The following is a 25,101-nucleotide window of genomic DNA, read 5'->3' on the forward strand; positions in this document are numbered from 1 at the left end:
AAATATTCCTATGGCTGTTTTTATTTTATGCTTTTTAAAAAATCTAAAAAGCTTTTGAATTATTCTTTTATAATATTGATCCACTGCCCTTTGTTTCTCACGATGTAATTATCATCATACATAGCTTCACATTGAATTCCAGGTAAATAATAGGTTCCTAAGAAAGAAGCATTTAATAAAACGGTAAACGTTTTAGATTCATTTATATCTAAATTAAAATAGAAATTGGTTCTATCATCTCTAATATCAATGTAATCAGCTTTATTTTCCGTTTCACTGCCAAAATCAGTATAACGTGAATTCATAATTTCAAAACCAGACGGTACAATTTGAGTTAAAGCAATGTTATTCATCCTCTCTGAACTATTATTTCTAATGGTAACCTGACCAATAATTTCTGTTCCTTGTTCAATTGCATTGAAATTAATAGCGCCACCAGCTTTATTTCTATAAGAAACAACAGCTGTTAAATTCTTTTGAATTTCTTTTTCTTCTCCAATAGGTAGCACACCACTATTTAAAACTCGAACATAAACAGTACCGTTATTATTATTTTTAATTGAAACACTGTATTTACCTTTGTTTACATTCAGCTGCTTATCAATAACTGATTTTTGAGTCGCTAAGTTTTCCGATTTTCCACCAAAATTAATACCAACATTTACTCCTTTTTCACCATTCTTAATTGCAAATTTTGACATTGCATAAAGCGAATAAGCCGTAGTTTGTGTACTCATATATTGATTCGAAGAAAGATTTTTTGCTAATACATTGGCTAATTCAAAAGCCTTTGTTTTATTATCCATTAACAAATAGGTCTCTAACAACATGGCTCTACTTCGATCTTCTGAACCATAATAGTAATAATAACTTTTCGAATTATACTCAAAAGAACCTACAGATAAAATTAGTTTTTGTGCCGCTGATTTTTGACCCACAATAGCATAACAAGCTGCTAAACGTAATTTAGATTCATTTGAAATCCCAACAGTTTCCCTTAATCTATTCATAGAACCTAAATCGGCTACACCAGCTAGCGCTAATGTGTACAAACGATAAGCTTGAGCAAAATCATTATAATAACCTGAATTATACCTCCATTGTTTCGCTTGTCTTTGTTGATATGAAATCCATTTTTGTTTGAAACCTGTAGGCAATATATATCCTTTTTTCTCTGCTTCTATCATAAAATGACCTGCATAAGAAGTTCCCCAATCATCAGGTGAACCTTCACCTTGCCAGTATGCTAGACCACCATTGGAAACTTGGAATCTTCCTAATCGTTGAATTCCTTGATTCACATTGTATTGCATTTTTTGTTTTCGAGCATCATCAATAGCGACAACATCTGCTAAATACAATTGTGGGAAAACACTTGACGTTGTTTGCTCTACACAACCGTGAGGATATTGTATTAAGTATTTTAATCTTCTATTAAAATCTATGGTTGGGAAAGAAGACACTTCAATTCTAGCATTATTTGTTCCTGCAACACCAAAAGTTTCCCAATTAATCGCTTTGGTAGTATTGGGTTCTAATACCAAATCCATATAATCAGTTGTTTCTGGATTAGGGTTAGTAATATCAATTTCGACAGGGAAAGATGCTTTTTCAGACCCTGAAGTTGCTACTACTTCTATTTTACCTAAACCCGTTACTTCACCAACTTCCAAGTTAAAATAAACCATTTTTTCATCTGGGGAACTAAAGCTTACTTGTTGTTTAGCCGATTCTAAAATTCGAATTCCATTATTTGTTTTTACTTGAACCGTTACATTTTTGACATTTTTTTCCATAGCAAAAACGGTAACTGGCAGAGTAATTTTCTCATTTGGAGAAATTTTTCTTGGTAAAGAAGCTAAAACCATCAAAGGACTTCTAACAGGTGTAGTTTTTTCTGCACTTCCGTAAGCATTTGAATTAATGTCTCCTGCTACGACCATAGTCCGAACGGAACCCACATAATTCGGCATTTCAATAGTATGTGCTTTTGTTTCTCCTTTTTCTAACTTGAAAGGTCCTAAATAAATTACTACTGGCTTAAATCGATTTGCTTTTTTTGCTTTTCCTCCACCTAAATCTTCATCACCCCCTAAACTAAAAATCTGATTTATTTTTCCACCATATGCTCCAATTACATCATCATATACGTCCCAAGTTTTAACCCCTAAAGCTTGTTTGGAATAGAATTTATCCCATGCATTTGGTGTTTTAAATCGGGTTAAGTCTAACAGCCCTTCGTCAACAATAGCCACAGTATATGTCATCGGTTTCCCATTCTTTTCACTGACTTTTAAGGTTGCTTTTTGTTCTGGACGTAATACTTCTGGCATAGCTACCAGAGGTTCTAAAATGGTATTTTTATCTACTACTTCAATTGGAATAATTCCATACATTCGTATTGGCGTATCATTTAAAGTAGAAGCATGTGGTTTTAACAAAGTAATATTTACATAGACATTTGGAGCCATTTCTGGTGTAACTGGAATTTCAACTTTCGTTTCTCCTTTTGTTGTATTGGTCCAAAGTGTTTGCACTACTTTTGAACCATTCTCTAATGAAATCAATGCTCTTCCTCCTTCACTGGAAGGAAAAGATATAATTGCTTTTTCTCCAACCGCATATTTGTCTTTATCGGAAGCAAAAACAAGCATACTAGCTGTTGCTGCATCACCTGACTTTGTTTTTCCAGACCAATAAGGCCAATCTATAAGTGCTGTAGTACTTGTTGCATGTCCTTCATTTGGGTCTACAACTCTAATTAAATATCTACCCCAATCACCCTCAGGAACTAAAAACTGAAAACTTCCTTTTCCGTTACTATTTGTAGATATAGTAAAGTTCTTATAAGCTGTTGTTGCGTTATCAGAATTAAAACGAGATAAATTATCCCCACCACTATTCCACCACCATCTCCATTCTACTTTATATACTCTAACCTCTAAATTTTTAACTGCTTTTGGTTTTCCATTTTCAGATAAAGTAACCACTTCAAAGCGATTCATCTTATCTGTTTCTAACATACCATATTTATTTGTTTCTGGGGTTTTTAAACCAACATAGGTTTCATACGGAGAAAAACTGGCTGTAACAACATCTGTACTAAAATCACCTCCATTTTCATAGGCTTTAGTTTGCATTACAATTTTCAATTTCCCAGGTGCTTGACTTGTGATTTCTGGTTTAAGTGTAAGATTAGTTTTTCCGTTTTCATCCACTTTACCTGAAAATACATTTACTTCTTCTGTATAGAAATCTCTTACTTCATCATCAAAATCATAATTACTATATCCTTTAAAAGTGGTTTGTTCTTTCATGAACTTAGCCTGCATTTCCACTTTTAAATTTTTTGCAACGGCGCCATGAAGCCATTTTACTTCTAAAGTACCTTTGTTTGGGTTGTTTCCAGATATATTGGCATCAGCAAAACTATTTTTTATTTTTAATCGGTTAGGCTTAATGGTTTCAATTTTAATCGATTTAAAAAAGTGAGCACCGCCAACAGATATTTTGGCTTCCCAATTTCCAGTTATATCAGTGTCTTTAGTTATAATTTTAAAACTGTAATGATTATTTTCATTGTACTTCTGAACTGCTTGATAGGTTAATTTTCCTCTTGGATCAGATAGTTTAAACTTAATTGGATGCGATTTTTCTAATTTATTCTCATTATCATTTAAAATAAATGCAATATGTAACGTATCACCAGGTCTCCAAACACCTCTTTCTCCATAAATATACCCTTTAAGTCCTTTTTGTAACGCTTCTCCATTAACCTCAAAATTACTTACAGAAAGTGATTGTCCTTCGTCTAGTTTTACATAAGTTGTATTTTTATTATTAGTAACAATCGCAAAATAAGCATATCTTTTTACCTCTGCTGTAGCAATTCCTTCGCTATTAGTTGTTACTGTTGCCAGTTTTTGTTGCTGATAATCGTATAAGTCAATGGTAGCTCCAGAAATTGGATTTGTGGTAAGAATATCGTTAACAGCAAATAAATAAGAACCATTTTCTCCTCTTTTAGCAATTACCCCTAAATCAGTAGCCACAACATTCGTTGCAATAGTATTTCTGTAATAATAAGAGTTATCACAAGGATTTTCTCTTTCATACCAATCATAATCATCATAGTAATAATCATCATAGTAATAATTAGCACTTCTCACTTCTCCATCATCCTCTCTTTCTTCTTCGTCTAAATCATTGTCTTCTTCTGAAGCCGTACATTTGTACAATGAATATTTTTTATTGAACCCAATTTCCACCCTGTAAATAGCTCCTGGTTCTGGTGTTATGATTTTTGCCAAATCTAAAGCATAGGCGCCCCATTTACTATAATTCGTAAGATTATTGGTTTTTAAAACAATCTTTTCTTTAGCTATTGGAGCAGCCACTTTTTGAAGATTTCTACTGCCATTGATTTGATTATCTTGTAAGAATTGTAAAATATTATTTTTAAAAATCTTATACACCTTTACATCCACTGCACTTAAATTAACCGCTTCAAAGTTTATTTTTAAATTGTTAGAGCTAGGCAAAATGGTTCCACTTTTAATGAAACGAACGGCAGGTTTTATTTGTTCAAAAGAAACTTTTTGTGAAAAATTTTGCTTCATTTTATAACCATCTTCACTTTGAATTCCCTGAAACACTTCTACTAAAAGTTCCCCTTTTAAAGATTCATTAAAATATATTTTTAAAAGATTTCCAGCTGTAGAAAATTTTAAATCGGTAGCAGATTCTACATCAACCAAACCATCAAAATTTTGGCCTTTTTTTAATGGATCTGAAAAATTAAGCAACAATACTTGACTGTTATCTTCTTGTACTTCTACATTAATTATTTTAAAATTATTTTTTCCAGGTATATCATATTCCAAACTGCCTTTTTGATCAATTCCTTCTTGTTTACCATCCCAGTTGATTTCAATTTTGCTGTCCTCAACAAAACGCTGAATACTATCGATTACAAATTTAAATTCTTTCTCGTTACTTAGTTCTTTATCAAATTTAACCGTTACTTTTTTACCTCCTTGCGTTACTTGAACCAATTTTTTGGCTCTTTCTAAGTCTAAAGCATCACTCATTGTTAGAACGCCATTCAAATACATATAATCTTTACTGTAAGACTGTAAATCCAATGTAGAAACTATAAAATCTTGTTTAATTGTTTTTAGGGTAAAATTGAAATTTTTTAATTCTTTAGGAACATCTTTAATCTCAGATAAATGAAAACTAATTTGATATTCTTTATTAGAATCTAAAGCTTCATTAGGAACAAAAGCTAATGTATTTGTTGAAAGCGCAATTACTTTACCGTCTACTTTTGGGTTTATGGTAAATAAATCATTATCTAATTGCTTATTTTGTGTCCAATCTGCATTATCAAAAGCTAATACAATTCTGACATCACTTTTGGCTGAAACAATACCTGAGCTAAAATTTAAAATATACTCTTTAAATAATAATGGATTAGAATTAAAGTCTTTACTATCTTTAGAACAAGACACAAGAAGTAGTAAAACCACAAAAAGTTTCAGAAAGCGATTGATTTTCATAAATTTAAGTATTAAGAAAGGAAACAGAATTTTTCGAATTTAAAGATACTGTTTTTTTTAATAAAAATCCGACAAAATTTAGCGTTTTAAACGAAAAAAAGCACGCATAAGTAAAGCGCATTCTTTTTCTAATATTCCAGACACAATTGCTGTTTTGGGATGCAGTTGAGTTCCCATTTTTACAAAACCTCTATTTTCATCAGCTGCACCATAAACAATTTTAGAAATTTGACTCCAATATAATGCTCCAGCACACATTTGGCAAGGTTCCAAGGTTACATACAACGTACAATCTTTCAAGTATTTTGCTCCTAAATAATTTGCTGCACTAGTTATGGCTTGCATTTCAGCATGTGCTGTAACATCATGGAGCAATTCTGTTAAATTATGCGTTCTGGCAATTATTCTATTCTCTACCACAATTACTGCACCCACTGGTATTTCGCCCTTTTCAAAAGCAATTTCAGCTTCTGCTAAGGCTTTTTTCATAAAATATTCGTCAGTAAAAATATTTTCCATTTGTCAAAATTACAATTTCCAATTATTACTTTTGCAACATGACTGAAAATTTACTTTCTAAAATACAAAATCCATCCGATTTAAGAAAGCTATCTGAAAATCAATTGCCGCAACTTGCTAAAGAATTGCGCGATTTTATTATTGATATTGTTTCGCAGAAAGAAGGTCATTTAGGGGCAAGTTTAGGCGTTATAGAATTAACCATCGCTTTACATTATGTTTTCAACACTCCAGAAGATTTATTGGTTTGGGATGTAGGACATCAAGCTTATGGACATAAAATTTTAACGGAACGAAAAACACTTTTTCACACGAATAGAGATTTAAACGGAATTTCTGGTTTCCCAAAACGAAGTGAAAGCATTTACGACACTTTTGGAGTGGGTCATTCTTCTACTTCTATTTCAGCTGCTTTAGGTATGGCTATGGCTTCATTACTAAAGAATGAAACCGAAAAACAACATATTGCCGTTATAGGCGATGCCTCTATTGCTAGTGGAATGGCTTTTGAAGGCTTGAATCATGCTGGAGTTACTAATGCAAATTTACTAGTTATTTTAAATGATAATGCCATAGGTATTGACCCAAGTGTGGGAGCCTTAAAAAACTATTTAACTACAGTTAAAGAAGGAAAAAACCCAAGACAAAACAATATTATTAAGTCTTTAAACTTTGACTATTCAGGTCCAATAGACGGACATGATTTACCAAAATTACTCTCAGAATTAAGACGGTTACAAAAAGTTAAAGGACCAAAATTTCTACATATTATTACAACCAAAGGAAAAGGATTACAATTAGCAGAAGAAGACCAAGTAAAATATCATGCACCTGGTAAATTTGAAGCTAAAACGGGTAGAATCCATCCCAAAAACGAAGAAGGATTAGCTCCAAAATTTCAAGATGTATTCGGACACACTTTGTTAGAATTAGCCAAAGAAAACGCAAAAATAATTGGCATAACACCAGCCATGCCTTCGGGTTCTTCCATGAAATATATGATGGAAACAATTCCAGAAAGAGCTTTCGATGTAGGCATAGCAGAACAACATGCGGTTACCTTATCTGCTGGAATGGCAACACAAGGTATGGTTGTATTTTGCAATATCTATTCTACTTTTTTACAACGTGCTTATGACCAAGTTATTCATGACGTAGCTTTACAAAAACTACCTGTTATTTTTTGCTTAGATAGAGCGGGTTTAGTAGGTGAAGATGGAGCAACACATCACGGTGTCTTTGATATTGCTTATTTAAATTGCATTCCAAATTTAATTATTACAGCTCCTTTAAACGAAATAGAGTTACGCAACATTATGTACACGGCTCAACTTGGATTAGAACGCCCTATAAGCATTCGCTACCCTAGAGGAAGAGGAGAAATTACAGATTGGCAACAACCTTTTGAAAAAATTGAACTTGGAAAAGCTAAAGAATTAAAAAAAGGTTCAAAAATTGCTTTTCTTTCTACTGGAACTATTGGAATTAATGTAACCAAAGCTATCTCATTATGTGAACAACCAGAAGCCATTGGTCATTTTCATTTTCTATGTATAAAACCATTAGACTATAGCGCTTTAGAAAAAATATGTAAGCAATATGAAAAAATTATAACTATAGAAGACGGAACTATTATTGGCGGTTTCGGATCTCTTATCAATCAATATATTTTAGAAAAAAAACACACTGTAACTGTTATCAATCTTGGTATACCTGACGATTTTATCGAACAAGGAAGTATTCCAGAATTACAACATATTAGCCAAATAAGCGTTACAACTATTATTAACCAAATCAATTTATTACTTTAAAACTATGAAGAAAGCCTTCCTACTAGGGTTTTTATTCCTGACGATTCAATGTACCTTTGCTCAAATCATTAGAACACAATTACCAGACACTATTTCATATTGGAAAAAAACAAACAAAATAGGTCTAGACATTTCTCAAATTACCTTTGTAAATTGGAATGCTGGTGGTAACAATTCCATTTCTGGCTTATTGAAAGGAAATTTTATCCGCGAATATTCTAAAAAAACACTCAACTGGAAAAATGAATTAATTTTCCGGTACGGTATTAACAAACAAGAAGGACAAGACGTAAGAAAAACAGACGACCAATTACAAATTAATTCAACTATAGGCTTTAGAAAGGACACCATTTCTAATTGGTTTTATGGCGGAAAATTCAATTTCAACACTCAGTTTGCCAACGGTTATTCTTATCCAAATACAGAATTAGCTATTTCAAAACCCTTTGCCCCTGCCTACATTTTTTTAGGTATTGGTGCAGAATATTCCAGAAAAGACATTAATTTAAATTTATACCTTTCCCCTTTAACACAAAAAACAACTTTAGTATTAGACGAACGTTTAGCAAATCAAGGTGCCTTTGGCGTTGACAAAGCAATTATTGATGAGGTTACAGGAGAAATTTTACAAAATGGAAAAAAATCAAGAACAGAAATAGGGATCTTGATTACCAATCAATGGGAAAAAGAAATTTATAAAAACATCAACTTAGAACATCGCATCAGTTTATACACCGATTACCTCAACAATTTTGGAAATATAGATGTGGATTGGCAGTTACAACTCAATATGACCATAAACGAATATGTAAGAGCTAATATTGGTACGCATATTATCTATGACGACGATATTAAAGCGAAAGAAGAAATAGATGGGGAGCAAGTAATCGTAGGTCCAAAAATGCAATTAAAACAAATACTAGGCGTAGGATTAGTGTACACCTTTTAAAGCTAATTTTATTAATATTAACTTTTGATTCTTTTATAGTGTAAAAATTATAGCGTAAATTTACAATATGTATGCTTTAATTGATTGTAATAATTTTTATGCTTCTTGCGAAAGAGTTTTCCAACCTCAACTCGATAAAAAGCCGATAGTTGTATTATCAAATAATGATGGTTGTATTATCTCGCGCAGCGATGAAGCTAAAAAAATAGGCGTTCCTATGGGAATTCCTGAATTTCAAGTAAAAACCATGTTACAAGAACATAAGGTAGCCATATTCTCATCCAATTATTCATTATATGGTGATTTGAGTAATCGTGTAATGACCATCTTAGAGCAATTCTCTCCTGCAGTGGAAGTATATAGTATAGATGAAGCTTTCATGAATTTTGAAGGAATGTCAATCTCTGATTTTACAGAGTATGGTTTGCAAATTAAAAACCGAATTAGAAAATGGACTAGTATTCCTACTAGTATTGGTTTTGCACCTAGCAAAGCACTTTCAAAAGTAGCCAATAAAATTGCGAGAAAGTTTCCAGAACACACTAAAGGAGTTTACGTTATTGATACCGATGAAAAAAGAATAAAAGCTTTAAAATGGACAAAAATTGAAGACATTTGGGGTATTGGTTTTCGTTTAAGCAAAAAGATGAAAGCCAAAAACATTTTAACTGCATATGATTTTATTCAACCACATCATGAAGTTTTTATTAAAAAAGAAATGGGTGTTACAGGACTTCGATTAAAATATGAGTTAGAAGGAAAATCGGTCATTAGCATTGAAGAACCAAAAAGCAAAAAAAGTATTGCTATTACTCGAAGCTTTGAAAAAAGCATTACGAATTATGATGAATTAAAAGAACGTGTTTCCACATTTGCCATGGTTTGTGCAGAAAAATTACGCAAACAAAAAGCCTGTTGTTATAATGTTATTCTCTATCTTCGAAAAGATAAATATATTGAAGAAAATACGCGTTATAATTTTTCACGTATGCATACCTTACCCTTCGCAACAAATTCGGGCATAACAATTAGTACTACAGCCATTAAAATGCTCAAAGAAGTATTTGAAGAAAATGCTGTTTATAAAAAAGCGGGCATTATTGTAACACAAATCATTCCTGAAGACACTAAGCAATTCCATTTGTTTGAAGAAGAAAATCCAAAACATCAAGCCATAATGAAAGTAATGGATCAATATTTACAAAAAACGGGGGAAAGAAAAATAAAATTAGGCAATCAAGATTTAGAAAAAACGTGGCTAATGAAGCAGAAGCATTTATCCCAAAAATACACTACAGATATCAAAGAAATACTTACAGTAAAATGTTAGACAAAAGTAAAAAACTTCATTTCTTTATTCCAAAAACCGATTCAAGCACCGAATTACCTTACATTGCTTCAGGTATAAAAGCTGGCTTTCCTTCTCCTGCTGCCGATTTTGAAGAAACTAGAATTAGTTTAGATACTTTTTTAATAAAAAACAAAGAAGCCACATTCTATGCTAGAGCTAATGGTAATTCTATGACAGGAGCAGGTATTGATGATGACGACATTTTAGTTATAGACCGAAGCATAGAACCTAGCAATAATAAAATTGCCATTTGTTTTATCGATGGAGAATTTACCGTAAAAAGAATAAAAATAATAGATGAAAAACTATTTCTTTATCCAGAAAATGATGCTTACAAACCTATTGAAGTTATTGAAGAAAATGAATTCATGATTTGGGGAATTGTTACGTATGTTATTAAAAAAATGAACTATTAATTTAGTAATAAATACTATATTTACTTTTCATTTTTTAAAAAGTACAAATTACCACTACGTTAATGTTACAATCGTTACTAAAATTTTGTTGTATTTATGGCTTCATCCTTTTCTTCTCTTCCATAGTTGGTCAGGAAATAGAAAAGAAATCTTTCACACTAAGTCATGATAACTTAGCTGAATTAGAGAAACAAGAAATCAATCCATTATTTGACTTATTAAATAACAATCAAGCTAAAGAAGCCAAACAAGGCGCGCTAAAACTACTTCAAACCCTACAAACTAAAGAATCTTATGTAAGAATACAACTCTTACTTTCTCATTATTATAACAAAAAAACACAACTCGATTCGATGACATTTTATGCTAATAGAGCATTAAAAGGTTCTGAGTCTATTAAAAATGATTCTATTAGAAGAATTTTAGCCTCTAACGGTTACAATTTACTTGGATTAGCTAATAATAAGCGAGGACTTTTTGAAATTAGTAAAAAATATCACTTAAAAGGAATCGAAATTGTTGAAAATCAAAAAAAAGCCTATCCCTATTATTCAAATCTTCATGGATTAGCTAATATATATACTAAACTTTCTGACTACGAAAACGCTAAGAAATACTTCAATCAATGTTTACAATATAAAGAAGAGGAAGAAATTGTTATTGGTAGTTATCTTAATTTAGGCTCAGTTTATGTACTCGATAAAGATTATGAAACCTCAAACAATTATTTCAAAAAAGTAAAAGGAATATGCGAAGAAAAAAACAATTTGCAATGCCAAGCAGTAAGCGCCTTAAATATTGGGGTTAACTATGTTTATATAGACAACATTCCTGAAGCTTTAAAGTATTATAAGGAATGTTTAGCCATTTCTAAAAAAGGAAAATTATACAATATAGAAGTAATTGTGAATCAAAATATTGGCGAAATATTATACTCTCAAAACAAACTTCAAGAAGCTGAACTACACTACTTAAACGCTTTGCATGTCGCTTTAGAATATCATTTTTTAGACCAACAAAAAGGCATTTATCTAAAACTAAAAGAATTAGCTGTAGCACAAGGCAATTATAAAAATGCGTATGCCCTTATGACACGCTATGCAGAAGTTAATGATTCTATTTCTAAAAAACAAAAAGATCAAGATATAAACGAATTAGATATTAAGTTTAAAACGTTACAAAGAGAAAACAAAATCAAAGATTTGACTTTAAAAAATAACAATAAAATGCTTTTATTGAAGAATCAAGAAAGAGCCATTGAAAATCTTAATCTACAGAAAGCAATAGAGAAAAAACAAAATGAAAATGAAGTCTTAAAATTACAAGAAGTAACTCAACATAAGGTCAACCAAATTAATTTGTTGCAGAAAGACAAACAACTAAAAGAATCTGAAATTTTAAGAGAAAAACAAGTTCGAAATATTATTGTTATTGGTTTCTTAGTACTTCTTATTCCTGTTATTGCATTATCATTTGTCTATTATCAAAAACAAAAAGCGCAACTCTTAATTAATAAAAAACAAAAAGAAATTAGTGAACAAAAAAACAAAGCGCTTTTAAAAGATCAAGAATTAAAATTAGTGAAAGCTGAGATTGAAGGTCAAGATAAAGAACGGATAAGAATTGCCCAAGAATTACATGACGGTGTAGGAGGAAATCTAGCTGCTATTAAGTTGCAGTTAAACAATTCAACTTATGGAAAAGAAAATGAAATTAAACGCATAAATGCTCAAATTAACGACACCTATAATCAAATACGGAGCATTTCTCATAACTTATTACCCAAACGTTTTCATCAAGACAATTTTTGTGAATTTGTTGAAGAATACCAAAACAAATTAGCCGAAGCCAGTCATATTCACTCTTATTTTTCAGCTCACCCAAGAAATGAAATTAACAAAATAGAGGAATCCATTCTTAACGAAGTCTATCATATTATTCAAGAATTAACTACAAATACCATTAAACACGCCCAAGCGAACAGTATCGAATTACAACTAAATTTGATTGAGAACCTATTAAATATTATTTTTGAAGATAACGGAAAAGGATTTGCTGTTGAAAATAACAAAGAAGGAATTGGTTTAACCAATATTAAAAATCGAATCCATCAACTCAATGGAAATTTACAAATTGATTCCACACCAAATAGAGGAGCTATTTTTAACATTGAAATACCTATAATATAAAAACAAAACATGACAAACATAATTATTGCCGACGATCACAATATGTTTTTAGAAGGATTGATTTCCTTATTAAGGAATGTTCCTGAAATTACAGTAACAGGAAAAGCTTCAAATGGAAAAGAACTTCTCAAAATATTGGAAGAAAACACTGCCGATGTGATTTTATTAGACATTAGTATGCCAGAAATGGATGGTGTTGAAGTAACCAAAGTAATTAAAAAAAACTATCCAGAACTAAAAATTATTATCCTAACAACTCATAGTAATGCACACATTATTGCTAAGTTAAATCGCTTAGGTGTAGATGGCTATCTTTTAAAAAACGCAGAAAAAGACGAACTTTTATACGCTATTAAAAAAGTACAATCGGGAGAAAATTATTTTTCTAAAGAAGTCGCTGCTATTCATAAAGAATACGAAAACAACCTGAAAAAAAATCTATCCTCAACCACAGAATTAAGTAATAGAGAAAAAGAAATACTCGTGCTAATTGCTAAACAATTGACCGCTGCCGAAATTGCAGAAAAAACATTCATTAGTTTGAACACTGTAAACACCCACAAAAGAAATCTATTATCAAAACTAAATGTAAAGAATACAGCAGGTTTAGTAAAATATGCAATTGAACTTGGATTGTTAGATTAGTTTTTGTTTTTCAAGCAATTAACATTTGTTCTATTTGTGCTTTCATTTCTTTATGATTAATTAAATCTAAGATTGGCTTTATTGTGTTGCAAATCTTAATATCAAAATAAGGTAAAAAATGTTCAAAAACATCCCTATTTTCTTTCATAATCAAATAATGAAAAGCAGTAAAGCCCTGTTGGTCAAAATCATATAAATCAATTCCAGAATTTATCCAATAGTGTACTAATTCGTAATTGGATTGCATCGCATTATAGATAAGTACATTTTGCCCTATATGGTTTTTACAAAACTTATTAAAAAACATGTTTTTTTCCAATAAGAAGCTGGTCATTTCTAAGGTATTACAATAAAAAATTAATTGATCTGTAAATGCTGCTCCGTTTTGTAACAATAAATTTACTAATTCTATAAAATTATGCCTTATCGCTTCTGATATAGGACTCGATGTACCATTTTCAACACCATTAGGGTTTGCACCCCAACTAATTAACAATTCTGCCATAGCTAATCCTGGTGATTTTTCATAATGACAATCTTCTTTTTTGAGTCTAAATGGTTCATTGCAAAATTCCAAGAATGAACAATTATACTCTTCAAAATAATTACATTGTGCTCCATAATTAATTAACAATTGTACCATTTCAATTTCATCTTGTTCAATTGCGCATTTTAAAGAATAACTAAAGTCATTTGCTCCATTTTTTAGTAAAAGTTGCATAATTTCAATATCATTTTTCATTACAGCCTGACTTAAGGGAGAAAAAATATCAGCTGCCAAGTTAACATCAGCACCGTTTTCTATCAAAAGTTCAACCATACTTAATTTATATTCACTTTTACCTGAAGACAAACATCTATATAAACTTGTTTCATACGGATACTCTATTTGTTTATAATTTACATCGGCTCCTTTTTCCAATAATTTAAAAGCCTTTTCAACTAAATCAAAAGTATATTTATAAGTATCTAATAAATTAAAAAGCTCAATTGATAATTCATTATTTTTATTCATCTTATATTTTTTTAATTAAACAAAATTTAAAAAGCATATTAGCTTCAGTAAAATAGCTAACTGAATCGGGTTTCTTGGATTAATTACTAATCTACATAACCTCTATATTTTTTACAATGTGAACATTCGAAAGCATAAAAAACCGATTCTGCATAATCAGATTTTTCAGGACTAAATTGTTCCTTGTAAAAATCGTCTTCTTGCCAGTTATCGAGAATTTCATCAAAAAATTTTTCTGCATTACCATCTGGAGATTTTGCAACAAAATCTTCATGTTCCCATATATCAACAAAAGTCATAAAGTCATTGCAATGCGTTAGCCAAACGGCTCCTTGCCAAGCTCTAAAAGGCGGAGTATGCATTAATTCGTCAATCTTAGACTTTTCTATAGCCAGTAAATTTTCCTCTTTTGGCAATAAATTAGTATGATAATCAATAGAATCCTGTAATGATTTATATTTCGTAGAACTTGTTACAATTCCTTCTTCTGTTAAATACCCTCCTTCAACTTCCTGAACAAAAGCATATTTTCTATCCAGTAAACACCCTAGGCATACATATTCAAGGCCTTCCTCTTTTTGTTTTGTAACAATTTCTATTGTCTCATCTACTTTAACTAATGGCTCACTAGTTCTTTTACAAAAATGACACGTTTCACCATTGCTATAGTATTCAAAAACGCTTTCGTACAAAGAAGACTTAAAATATTTTAAATTAATATTTTCCATAATTACGATTCTTTTTTATAATTGATTTAACAAAAATAAAATTTATTAAAAAATTCAAAATCACTATAAATAGTGAAAAGCTACATTTTTATAGTGCTTATTTTTGTATCTAAACAAGTATATTATGAACACAACAGAAATAAGAATCGACTTAGCAAAAAATCAGTTTACCTTTTCTGAAATAACTCATCCTGAAAATATCACTGCCATTCGTTTTGATAATTACAATCAAAAAATAGAATTGCCTTTAATCATAAATGAATATCCTAATATTAAAAAACTAAGCTTTCATGGTCAATCTAAAGAAAATCTATTTGAAACTCCAAATAATTTAGAACAACTTATCCATATTCAAGATTTATGTCTTTGGAGAGATTGCGATTTTACAAAAATGAAACCAATGCCTCAGATAGAAGAACTATATGTAAGTGTAAAAAACGTAGAAACAGAAACTAAACAAATAATTACTTGTTTTCCTAATTTGAAAAAGATTAAAATTTGGGGTAACTTCTTAAAAAAACAAACATTACCTAATGAAATAGATCGTCTTATTTCATTAGAATCTATAACTTTAGTCGAGTGTGGATTGAGCAACATACCCACTTCTATATTCAATTTAAAACGACTTAAAGTATTGAAACTAATAGGGCTTCCTCTAGAATCCTTTCCAGAGGTTATTACTCAATTAGAACATTTAGAAATTTTAGAAGTTAGTAGTACCTTAATCAAATTACCTAACAATTTCAGTAATTTAAAAAATCTGAAAAAACTTAATTTAGACAACTCTTTGAATCGCGGAAATAAACAAGAGTCTAAGTATTTAAAACCAATTCCTGAAAGTATTGGAAAATTTAAGCACTTAGAAGAATTAAGTTTGAGTTCTTGCGGTATTTTTGATATTACTCCTATCACTTCTCTTAAAAAATTAAAAAAACTTACTTTACGTTATTCTTCTTTAAAAAATTGTAATTCTTTTTCCAGCTTTTCCCATTTGCAAGAATTAGACCTAGCAAACAGTTATGACTTAAAAGACTTAGATGGATTGAAAGGTTTACATTTAAAAAAACTAAATCTTTCATGCAATTACATGAGATCTATTGAAATAATAGATTCGCTAGAAATGTTAGAAGAATTAGATATTGAAAGTTGCGATTACATCAAAGATTTTTCACCGATTTACAAACATAATAACTTAAAAGAACTAGACGCTTCAAATGACATTATAAAAAATTGGAAAAAAAGAGACGATTTTAAAAAATTATTACCTATTCATGAACTCATTGAAAAATTAGACACCACAAATACTGAAGCATTTGAAGTACTTATTGCCCAATTAGGTAAACATGTAAAAGCGAATTATATTGATGAAGAAAATCCTTTGGCTTCCTTTTTTGATATAGAAACAGAAGAAGAAGAAATTACAGAAATTGAAATACTAGACCAAGCTATTCAAAAACATATCAAAAATCTTTCTGACACTTGTTTGACAACAATTTTTGGTATGTCTTTTAAATCGGCATATGATAATTATAATGCAACTTTACTTGTTTTGGAAGAAATTATTTCAAGAAAAAATAGATCCACTCAAAAAAAAGTTATAAAACAATTCTATAAGGCATGTGAATACTATGACGCTGGACATCGCTATTGGGGATTTACAGTTCAAGATCAATTAATAGATAATTTTTTTCCTCAATTTACGTCTGAAGCTTTGTACCAACTCCTGAAAAAAGCATCTACAGACCTGTTGAATTCACAAGGAGGTGACCAAATGGATGAGCTGTTTGTTCCTGCATTTGAAAACACAACCGATTTCGATTTACAAAAAAAAATAATCAAAGTCTTCTTCCAATATGAGGAAGAAGCACGAACTTACTTTGGGAAAGAATATTTCGACACTATTTTAAACCAAATTAAAGCTGTGGCTTTACCCGAATTGAATACATTCCTTGCAGAAACAAAAGAAAAAAACAAACTACAAGAAGCCTTAATTTCAGATTTAGAGAATTTAGACACAGAAAATCTTCCAAAAATAATAGCTCAGTTAGGCAATGGTATTTCTAAAAAATTAGAAGATGAATACCTTTATAACATCGTTAAGGCAATACAAAAAAATACGCTTAATGAAAAATGGATAACACAATGTCTTGCTTATTTAACCAATAAAGGAGAAGCTTCTTATATTGCACAAATTTTAGAATCAAAATATCATAAAGATAGTTCTGAAAAAATAATTTTATATTTTGACAACTTGCTTTTAGAAAAAGATTCTGAAAAAAATATTAGTCTCATTTCTGAAATTATCCGATTGTTGTTACAAGATTTGGATAGAAATGAAAAGGAAACTTTTAAAGATTTGGAAATCTATCGAAATTATGCTGTAGCTATTTGTAAAGAAGAGATTAGTAAAATATATTCAGGAGAAATCAGAAATTTACTTTCTTTCTATTTTAACCGATTATCGAATCATCAAGACAAAAATAGTGCTAATTGGATTTTAGATAAAATAACTGCGATTTTCAATCACTCAGAAAACCAATTTTCTTATGAAAACCTATATTACGACACTTATTATTTAGTAAGTGATGGCGAAAATGAAACGTGTCGTACTTTATTTTATACTTTATGTCCAAAAATTAAGAATTATCGCAGTGAAAATATTTTGTATTTAAATGTAATTGCTGCTATAAAACTAAACGACGTAACTTATTTTGACCTTCTTCTAAAAGAAATTGAAAAACTAGAAGAAATTACACAAGTTTTGTTGGCATTCAATCTCGCTTGCGGATTTGCTCATTTCAACAGAAAAGAAGCCTTATTGTATTACACAAAAGAAGCCATTCGATTAGGAAAAACTAAAGAACAATTCTTAGACGATACCGATTTTGAAAAATTTTGGCAAGACCAAGATTTCTTACAAGCCATTGTTGAAGAGCAAAACACAATATAAAAAGATGAAAACTAAATTAAGTGAAGATTTTCAAGATAAGATGCTTTCTTTTATAGAAAATCGATTTGAAGATGAAAACAACAAAATCATCCTAAGAAAAGTAGACTGGAAAACGGTAGCAGAAAATTGCTTCAATCAAATGATTGCTTTTTTTGATAAGATGTCTTTACAAGATTTAAAAGATAATACTATTAATCAAATTGGTGCTATTACCTTTAGTTGGAATGAATATGATGGAGACATTACAATTGATTTTGCTCCTAATAATGATGAAGAAACTGCTTTTGATGAAGGTTATATAATGGCAGAAAGTGCTATTGACAATGACCTTTTTTTTCAAAAATATTTTAATTGTTCGGGAGCAGAAAGTTTTGAAACTATCGGAGAAGATTATACTTCATTAATCTATTGCTTTGAAATGATTCTTGAAGCTATTATCACAGAAGTATCACAAAACAAATCATTTAATAGACTTCCCTTAAAATCGCCATGTCTTTTTGGTTTTACTGCTTTCGATGACGAATTACCATCTGTTTTTTTTACCTATAATTAAATTTATATTGTAATCCTATTATATCACCAAAATGAACTTTAGTATTACTGATCTAGAAAATAAAAACAAAACGGAACTTATAGCCATAGCGCTTCACATTGTAAATAAAAAGTACCCTAAACTCGATATTGATATAAAAACATATCGAGTTACGGCTTTTAAAAGTTCAGAAGAAGTTTTTATTACGTTTGAACGATGGGTACGATGTGTTCCTAAAAATCATCTAAATGGGAAGCAAATTTATAAAGTAACTATTGAATTGGTTACTAAAAAATGTTTACCATTGGATACCAATTCTATCAGCTATTTTTATCAACCATCAAAGAGCGACACAAAGGCAATTGCATTTGTAAAAAAACATTTTGGTCCCTTTAATCCTTTTTTTTTTCATACTATTTACGAAAGTGAAACTCAATTTATTTTGGAACGAGTAAATATGTATTCGTTTGGTCGTTATAGTATAAACAAAGAAACCAAACAAACTATGGTAGAAATTGAAACTTCTTTTGCACTACAAGTAAAACCAACTTTATCAATACCAGATCCTTTAGTTGAAATTATTGCATAAGGAAACAAAAATAAAGCGTTACTTATTTTGAAAAAATAATTGTTTTATATTTTCAATACTCAGCCCCTCTTTCTTTTCTGTTTTTTCTCCCTTTTTATATTTTGAATACGAATAGGTTTGATTGTTCTTTTCGAAATACAATCCTTCTACAGGCTTCTTCTCTTCATTGATAAACAATAACAATCCAGACTCAAAATCATGATGCTCTTGAAATAATTGTGAATAATCATTTTTAGCTGTCGTTGAAAGTTTAGGAATCTTACTATATAACAAATTCATATAAAAAGAGAGAATCAAGTTATGATTATAGGAGTTGTCTTCGCTTGAAATTGTACTTTCAAAATTATATTTTTGGGTATATTGAAGAACATTAGAAGAACTTACATTATAACTCACAATACCAGGAATAATTAGCATTTTGTTTGAAAGGTTTTCTTCGCAAAATTCATACGCTAATTGTATTTTTTCATCGACTTGGTAGGTTACTTTACCTTTTGTATTTTCATTAAATAACACGGTAAGACTTTTACTTCTGGTGTCTATTTCTGGATCTATTTCTTCACTATCTTCCACCTCTATTTTCTCTTTGAAAATAACATATCCATTAGGTATAAAATTTAATTTTATTAATTCAGCATAATGCATTCCTAACAACCAGAAATCAACATGTGTTTTGGCTCCGTTAGTATGGTATTCAGTAACCAAAAGGTGAGCATCACCTAATTGATATCCTAAATGATGTAATCCGTCCCAAAGCATTCCGTTTTGAAAACTCGTTTTTACCAAGACAGGCGGTGTACTATTCATTTCAGTTTCTAATATAGTTGTTAATGTAGTTGTATACATCGCCATACATTTTCCGTTTTCATAATAGGAAACTTCTGGAATTTCAAATTCGTTTTCAGAAATAAAATACCCTTCATAAGGAACATTGTCTTTAAAAAATCCTACTAGTTCTTTTTGATTTTCAATTTGGTAGCGAAAATCGGTTGTTTGCAGTAAAACACCATTTTCATAAATATGACTGTAAGCCAATCCATCAAACAAATAGCTTGTTGATACTAGTGTACCATGTCGTTGCCCTTTTTCATTAAGTAATTCTCTATCGTATTGATATGTTTCCATCTTTCTTTGAGCGTTTATAGTGAGGAAAAAAAATAAGAACCATCCTAAGACAATCTCTTTTTTCTTTATTATTTTACAATTTCGTTTATTCGTTTTCAATTTCTTGCCAATAGTGTTCAAACCATACTAACAAATCACTAGAAAGTAAGGCTATGCTCTTTTTTAAAGTAGTTCGGTTATATTTTTCATTTAAATAAGGAATAATATATTCCATATTAAATACATCATGATCCAAATCGATTCTAGACAAGTAATGTAAAACTGTAGTTAAAAAGGTTTCTCCTTGTTTTGCTAACTCTAAGACGGCATAACACAAGGCTGTTTCTTCTTCGTTTCTATAGCATTCTTTTGCTTTTGAATCAGTACAAAACACTTCTATTATTTTTTGAACAACAATTTTGCTTTCTTCTATCTGAATCACTCTTGAAAAAAAAGTAGCTTCATCTAAAACCGTTTCCTTTTTATCTTCAAACTGAAAAAGGAGTTTACTTCCTATTCCTAAAGTTTCTCTATTTTTAACAGTATCATATATCTGGTTCAAAGCTAAAAGTTGTTCGCTTTCATCTGATAAATCGTCAACTTGTATTTTTATTTTTCCTAAACCTAAAATTTCATTTTGTTGTTTTTGATTTAAAGAAATGTTTTCCAATTGCTCTTCTGACAGCTTAGTTAACGCAACCTCATGAATAGCATTTGCATTCTGAAAATTATATTTAGACAAATTGAAAACATAATAATCATCATGATTTTTAAAAAAGAGCGCCTCTTCGGTTACTTTATACAAATGGGCATGAAACGTGGAAAAATGAAATATTCTTGAATCATTTGAAACAGTAGTAGGGATAAACATTGGAGAAAGTGTTTTATCATAGTTTACTTTTCTTACTACTCCTCCTCGCCAGCACAGCCAAAATCCATCTGAAACAAAAACGATATTGTGTAAATTTTCACAAAATTCTGAAACTGCTTGCTGATATTCTTTAAAAATCTTTTTTTCTAAAAAATGGGTCGCTAATTCTTGATTCGTATAATCATAACAACCTAATTCATTTATTTCGAATTCCCTAACTGCTACCGTTTCAGTTGCGAATGTTGTTAAATCGATAAGCTGGATTTTGTAAACGAATAAGGGATTTTGTTTTTCATTATAGGTAACACCTACATCACCATAATAAGGCATTACCCCTAAACCAGTTCGAGTATCAATAAAAGGTTTAACAATATCGTAAGAAGAACAAGGAGCTTGAGGCAAACTAAAATATTGTTGCTCCTTTGTTTCTGGATTAAAAACTGTAAAACCATGACTATATTTCTTTTCTTTATTTGCATATTCCCAATCATGTTTATAAAATAACAAACATCCGTCTTGTCTAATTTGTAAATAAGAGTTGTAAAAATTAGCTATTTCTTGAATTTCAATTTTAGGAGTACTTAAATCTAAGGTTGCCAAGAAAGACTCATGTTCATGATTATAAAGACAAACATATACTTTAGTTCTGTCTACAGAAAATATTGCATTTGCTCCAATATTTCCATTTAACTTATACTCTATTATCAGCTCTTTTTTATCTGCATTGTACAATCTTATCCAACCTGTCCAATTAATAATTACAAATTGATCTTCTGTATAATATTCACTCAGAATAATAGGTTCGTCATCTCCTAATAATGGTATATTCCAATAATTTTCATATTCACCCTCATTTTTATGTTGAAACACTTTTACAATATTTATCCCGTCTCTATGCAGTGATAATTTGTATTTATTAAATAGGACATTCATTATAATAAAGGCTCTAAATAATCTACAATCATATTTGTCATATGATTGCTAAAAGTATCTCCATACAAACGCTCAGTAAGAAACAATGTATTATCTTTTAACTCCATTTGAAACGCTTCCGATTTATCAGTATTCGTAATATGAATACAGGTTACTTTTTCTTGCAAAGCTTCTTTTCCTATAGCATCTTGGCAAATCTTTTTAATGGCATCTTTTACGTCATTAAACACATAATTTTCTAATCTACTTAAAGGATATGAATCAAAAGCTGTAAATGTTTCCCAATTAATAGCAACGCTTATTGGATAACCTGCTAATTCTTGAATTTCAGATTCAAATTTTGGTAACGAATCGGTTTGTATTGTTGCTGCTAAACGCTTTTCGGCTAATCCCATGATTTTAATTTTTTAAATTTATAACAAAACTAAACTCAATTAAATCAGCTGCCATCATCATAAATAGTGATTTTATAGTTTCTTCAAAAAAAGAGCTGGTTCGTTAAAAACCAGCTAATATGCTATAAAATTCTTTTAAAACATAATGGTTATTCCTGCTAAAAAATTAATTCCTGCTTGCGGATAAAAACCAGCACCTTCATAAGTAATTGTATTTCCAGAAGAATCATCATCGTAAGTATAAAAATACCCATTAGACTCATATTGTACATCAAAAATATTATTCACTAATCCTGAAAATAAAATTGATTGAATTCCTCTATTAATTTTCCACTCATAGTTTACATTAAAATCATTAACAAAATAAGCCTCTAATGTTGATTTTTCAGCATCGATATTCCCCATATACTGTTTACCGACATATTTAGATAATAAAGAAATCTGTAATCCTTTTAAAGGTAAAAAAGTAAAATTATTACCTGCAATGATATTAGGAGAAAAAGCAATATCTGTATCCCCTAAATTTTGCAATTCTCCATCTCTTTGAAAAAAGAAATCTTTATTTTTATTTTGACTTAATGTTACATTAGGTTGTAAAAAGAGTTTTTTAGATAATTGAATTTGAGCATCTATTTCTAATCCAACTCTATAGCTTTTACCGCTATTTGTAAACACTGGAGCTCCTACGTCATTTAAAGCTCCCGTTAATACTAACTGATCTTTATAATTCATATAAAATGCATTGGTATTTACCTTAATCTTTTTAGTATTGTATTTCCATCCTAATTCAAAATCATATAATCGCTCTGGTTTTGTACTACCGCTCTCATAATCATCTCTTCTTGGTTCTTTATTGGCTATCCCAAAATAACCATAAAACATACTCGCAGCATTCCATTGGTAGTTTAACCCCACTTTAGGATTAAAAAAGCGAAAAGTATCGTCAACATCAGAGAATGCCAAACTAGTTGCTTTATAGAACACCATTCGATACTGTAAATCAGCAAAAACATTTAATTTATCTACAATTTCATGTGATAGTTTAGTATAAACATTTACATCATCTTTATTTCCAAAATTATCATAATAACGATTCATTCCTGGAATATAATATTGTGTCTTGATAACTTCACCATAATGTTTCCCTAAATATCTATTGGCTGCACCACCAATTTGAAAATCGGTTTTTTGACTATCATAATTTAGAGTAAATGTAGCTCCAAAAAAATCATTATCCAACCATCTTCTTCTTACTAAATCAGCTACAGTATTACCATTATAACTTGGTAAATTATAATCTGCTAAATCTTCATCATCTTTATATTGTTCAAAAAATCCTTTCCCTATGGTATAATGTAAGGAAACGTTTGAACGCCATTTTGGATTCCATGTTTCTGACCAATGTAATTGAAAATGATTTTGCCAATAATTATCGGTTTCATTGTCATAAAATTGAATATTTCCATTTTCGTCATAATACATTCCAGCAATATTATATGTTCTGTTATTTGCTAACATTTCTTCGTCTTCTAAACCATACCATGCTTGATACGTTTTTTCTTTTCCACCAAAAGCTATCAGTTTTATAATGGTATTTTCTTTTATATAATTGGCATTAAAGAAGTAACCAAACATATTGGTAGAAGCGCGGTCTATGTAACCATCAGAAGCAATTTGAGATAAACGTCCATTAATCTCAAAATTATTATGCAAACCACTTCCAAAAGACACGGTATGCTTTTGAGTACCAAAACTACCTATCGAATTTGCAATTTCAGCGTGAGCTTTTTCTTGATAGGATTTTGTTTCCATATTTAAACTAGCTCCAAAAGCTCCAGCTCCATTAGTAGATGTTCCCACACCTCTTTGCAACTGTGCACTTTCGATTGAAGATGCGAAATCGGGAAGATTAACAAAGAATGTTCCATGACTTTCACTATCATTAAAAGGAACACCATTTAAAGTTACATTAATACGTGAACCATCAGAGCCTCTTACTCGCATATAAGTATACCCTACACCATTACCTGCATCAGTTGAAGTCACTACAGAAGGCTGGTAACTTAACAAAACAGGAATGTCCTGACCTAAATTTCTTTTTACTATTTCTTTTTTAGAAATATTAGTAAATGTAATCGGGCTTTTGTCTTTTGCTCTAACTGAAGAAAGGACAACTTCATTTAATTGAGTTACTTTCACACTATCCTTTTCTATTTCTTGTGAGAAAGAGGAAAAAGAAAAAAGGAAAAAGAAAATAAATGTCTTTGACAAGTTCAGATTCATCTTACGTAAAAGAATTGAACAAACCTGTACTTTTTGCACATTTAATTCATCACTTTTGTTGAATAAAATTTTCATTCGTAAAAAATTATACGAATAAAAGGGGTCATTATTCTTTGTTAAAATTTAAATTGATACACTTGAGATTGCTTCATTTTATTCATTAAAATGAACATTTTCTCTTTTCCTAAACAGCATTACCTGTTCTAGGTTCTATGGGTATAATCTCAGCTCGTTATTTAGAGCACCCCTTTGAGACGGTG

At 30.2% G+C, this 25,101-nt stretch carries 17 protein-coding genes and 1 riboswitch; of the genes, 9 read left to right on the forward strand and 8 right to left on the reverse strand.

Going from position 1 to position 25,101, the window contains the following annotated elements:
• Positions 1–59: 59 nt before the first annotated feature.
• Together CX675_RS13285 and CX675_RS13290 are read right to left on the reverse strand one after the other, a co-directional pair.
• Entirely contained in the window at positions 60–5,561 is a 5,502-nt protein-coding gene (locus CX675_RS13285; RefSeq protein ID WP_130735733.1) for an alpha-2-macroglobulin, read from the reverse strand.
• Positions 5,562–5,639: 78 nt separating this feature from the next.
• Positions 5,640–6,080 carry a nucleoside deaminase gene (locus tag CX675_RS13290; RefSeq protein WP_130735734.1) on the reverse strand — a complete coding sequence of 147 codons (441 nt, stop codon included), beginning with the start codon at positions 6,078–6,080 and terminating at the stop codon, positions 5,640–5,642.
• A gap of 38 nt (positions 6,081–6,118) precedes the next feature.
• Between CX675_RS13290 and CX675_RS13295 the strand changes: the two genes are divergently transcribed.
• The 6 genes from CX675_RS13295 (at position 6,119) to CX675_RS13320 (ending at position 13,441) form a co-directional block, all read left to right on the forward strand.
• On the forward strand, positions 6,119–7,891 hold the full coding sequence (locus CX675_RS13295; protein ID WP_130735735.1) for a 1-deoxy-D-xylulose-5-phosphate synthase: 1,773 nt from the start codon (positions 6,119–6,121) through the stop codon (positions 7,889–7,891).
• Between the two features lie 4 nt (positions 7,892–7,895).
• A complete protein-coding gene (locus CX675_RS13300) occupies positions 7,896–8,840 on the forward strand; it encodes a DUF3078 domain-containing protein (protein ID WP_130735736.1) in 945 nt (314 codons plus the stop codon).
• Positions 8,841–8,907: 67 nt separating this feature from the next.
• The gene (locus CX675_RS13305; protein WP_130735737.1) at positions 8,908–10,170 is read left to right on the forward strand and encodes a Y-family DNA polymerase; all 1,263 of its coding nucleotides are present in this window, start codon (positions 8,908–8,910) and stop codon (positions 10,168–10,170) included.
• Positions 10,164–10,607: a LexA family transcriptional regulator gene (locus tag CX675_RS13310; RefSeq protein ID WP_130735738.1), complete on the forward strand. Its 444-nt coding sequence runs from the start codon at positions 10,164–10,166 to the stop codon at positions 10,605–10,607. Before CX675_RS13305 ends, CX675_RS13310 begins: the two co-directional genes overlap by 7 nt.
• Before the next feature lie 62 nt (positions 10,608–10,669).
• Positions 10,670–12,796 (forward strand): tetratricopeptide repeat-containing sensor histidine kinase, encoded by a 2,127-nt coding sequence (locus CX675_RS13315; RefSeq protein WP_130735739.1) that lies wholly within the window; start codon positions 10,670–10,672, stop codon positions 12,794–12,796.
• Between the two features lie 9 nt (positions 12,797–12,805).
• Positions 12,806–13,441, forward strand: coding sequence for a response regulator transcription factor (locus CX675_RS13320; protein ID WP_130735740.1), 636 nt, complete (start codon positions 12,806–12,808; stop codon positions 13,439–13,441).
• A gap of 10 nt (positions 13,442–13,451) precedes the next feature.
• Here CX675_RS13320 and CX675_RS13325 read toward each other — a convergent pair whose 3' ends face one another.
• Together CX675_RS13325 and CX675_RS13330 are read right to left on the reverse strand one after the other, a co-directional pair.
• The gene (locus tag CX675_RS13325) at positions 13,452–14,456 is read right to left on the reverse strand and encodes an ankyrin repeat domain-containing protein (protein ID WP_130735741.1); all 1,005 of its coding nucleotides are present in this window, start codon (positions 14,454–14,456) and stop codon (positions 13,452–13,454) included.
• Positions 14,457–14,542: 86 nt separating this feature from the next.
• Positions 14,543–15,184: a CbrC family protein gene (locus CX675_RS13330; protein ID WP_130735742.1), complete on the reverse strand. Its 642-nt coding sequence runs from the start codon at positions 15,182–15,184 to the stop codon at positions 14,543–14,545.
• Between the two features lie 124 nt (positions 15,185–15,308).
• Here CX675_RS13330 and CX675_RS13335 point away from each other — a divergent pair, with 124 nt between their 5' ends.
• From CX675_RS13335 to CX675_RS13345, 3 genes are read left to right on the forward strand one after another with little or no spacing between them, the layout of a single operon-like run.
• Complete coding sequence (locus tag CX675_RS13335) at positions 15,309–18,134, forward strand: leucine-rich repeat domain-containing protein (protein ID WP_130735743.1); 2,826 nt, start codon at positions 15,309–15,311, stop codon at positions 18,132–18,134.
• A gap of 4 nt (positions 18,135–18,138) precedes the next feature.
• Positions 18,139–18,687 (forward strand): hypothetical protein, encoded by a 549-nt coding sequence (locus CX675_RS13340; RefSeq protein ID WP_130735744.1) that lies wholly within the window; start codon positions 18,139–18,141, stop codon positions 18,685–18,687.
• Between the two features lie 31 nt (positions 18,688–18,718).
• Positions 18,719–19,255 (forward strand): hypothetical protein, encoded by a 537-nt coding sequence (locus tag CX675_RS13345; RefSeq protein ID WP_130735745.1) that lies wholly within the window; start codon positions 18,719–18,721, stop codon positions 19,253–19,255.
• Between the two features lie 18 nt (positions 19,256–19,273).
• Here the strand turns inward: CX675_RS13345 and CX675_RS13350 are convergent, their stop codons facing one another.
• From CX675_RS13350 to CX675_RS13365, 4 genes are all read right to left on the reverse strand, one after another.
• The gene (locus tag CX675_RS13350; RefSeq protein WP_130735746.1) at positions 19,274–20,380 is read right to left on the reverse strand and encodes a hypothetical protein; all 1,107 of its coding nucleotides are present in this window, start codon (positions 20,378–20,380) and stop codon (positions 19,274–19,276) included.
• An 85-nt stretch (positions 20,381–20,465) separates the two neighbouring features.
• Positions 20,466–22,163: a hypothetical protein gene (locus tag CX675_RS13355; protein WP_130735747.1), complete on the reverse strand. Its 1,698-nt coding sequence runs from the start codon at positions 22,161–22,163 to the stop codon at positions 20,466–20,468.
• Complete coding sequence (locus CX675_RS13360) at positions 22,163–22,558, reverse strand: hypothetical protein (protein WP_130735748.1); 396 nt, start codon at positions 22,556–22,558, stop codon at positions 22,163–22,165. Before CX675_RS13360 ends, CX675_RS13355 begins: the two co-directional genes overlap by 1 nt.
• A gap of 135 nt (positions 22,559–22,693) precedes the next feature.
• On the reverse strand, positions 22,694–24,916 hold the full coding sequence (locus tag CX675_RS13365; RefSeq protein ID WP_240723640.1) for a TonB-dependent receptor: 2,223 nt from the start codon (positions 24,914–24,916) through the stop codon (positions 22,694–22,696).
• Between the two features lie 89 nt (positions 24,917–25,005).
• Positions 25,006–25,100, reverse strand: a riboswitch (TPP riboswitch).
• Position 25,101 lies beyond the last annotated feature (1 nt).

The organism is Flavobacterium sp. J27 (genome assembly GCF_004303025.1).
Taxonomy (GTDB): Bacteria; Bacteroidota; Bacteroidia; order Flavobacteriales; family Flavobacteriaceae; genus Flavobacterium.

Excerpts from the sequence above, each read along its gene's own strand:
- CX675_RS13285 (WP_130735733.1), bottom strand. The coding sequence starts at position 5,561 with ATGAAAATCAATCGCTTTCTGAAACTTTTTGTGGTTTTACTACTTCTT.
- CX675_RS13290 (WP_130735734.1), bottom strand. The coding sequence starts at position 6,080 with ATGGAAAATATTTTTACTGACGAATATTTTATGAAAAAAGCCTTAGCA.
- CX675_RS13295 (WP_130735735.1), top strand. The coding sequence starts at position 6,119 with ATGACTGAAAATTTACTTTCTAAAATACAAAATCCATCCGATTTAAGA.
- CX675_RS13300 (WP_130735736.1), top strand. The coding sequence starts at position 7,896 with ATGAAGAAAGCCTTCCTACTAGGGTTTTTATTCCTGACGATTCAATGT.
- CX675_RS13305 (WP_130735737.1), top strand. The coding sequence starts at position 8,908 with ATGTATGCTTTAATTGATTGTAATAATTTTTATGCTTCTTGCGAAAGA.
- CX675_RS13310 (WP_130735738.1), top strand. The coding sequence starts at position 10,164 with ATGTTAGACAAAAGTAAAAAACTTCATTTCTTTATTCCAAAAACCGAT.
- CX675_RS13315 (WP_130735739.1), top strand. The coding sequence starts at position 10,670 with ATGTTACAATCGTTACTAAAATTTTGTTGTATTTATGGCTTCATCCTT.
- CX675_RS13320 (WP_130735740.1), top strand. The coding sequence starts at position 12,806 with ATGACAAACATAATTATTGCCGACGATCACAATATGTTTTTAGAAGGA.
- CX675_RS13325 (WP_130735741.1), bottom strand. The coding sequence starts at position 14,456 with ATGAATAAAAATAATGAATTATCAATTGAGCTTTTTAATTTATTAGAT.
- CX675_RS13330 (WP_130735742.1), bottom strand. The coding sequence starts at position 15,184 with ATGGAAAATATTAATTTAAAATATTTTAAGTCTTCTTTGTACGAAAGC.
- CX675_RS13335 (WP_130735743.1), top strand. The coding sequence starts at position 15,309 with ATGAACACAACAGAAATAAGAATCGACTTAGCAAAAAATCAGTTTACC.
- CX675_RS13340 (WP_130735744.1), top strand. The coding sequence starts at position 18,139 with ATGAAAACTAAATTAAGTGAAGATTTTCAAGATAAGATGCTTTCTTTT.
- CX675_RS13345 (WP_130735745.1), top strand. The coding sequence starts at position 18,719 with ATGAACTTTAGTATTACTGATCTAGAAAATAAAAACAAAACGGAACTT.
- CX675_RS13350 (WP_130735746.1), bottom strand. The coding sequence starts at position 20,380 with ATGGAAACATATCAATACGATAGAGAATTACTTAATGAAAAAGGGCAA.
- CX675_RS13355 (WP_130735747.1), bottom strand. The coding sequence starts at position 22,163 with ATGAATGTCCTATTTAATAAATACAAATTATCACTGCATAGAGACGGG.
- CX675_RS13360 (WP_130735748.1), bottom strand. The coding sequence starts at position 22,558 with ATGGGATTAGCCGAAAAGCGTTTAGCAGCAACAATACAAACCGATTCG.
- CX675_RS13365 (WP_240723640.1), bottom strand. The coding sequence starts at position 24,916 with ATGAAAATTTTATTCAACAAAAGTGATGAATTAAATGTGCAAAAAGTA.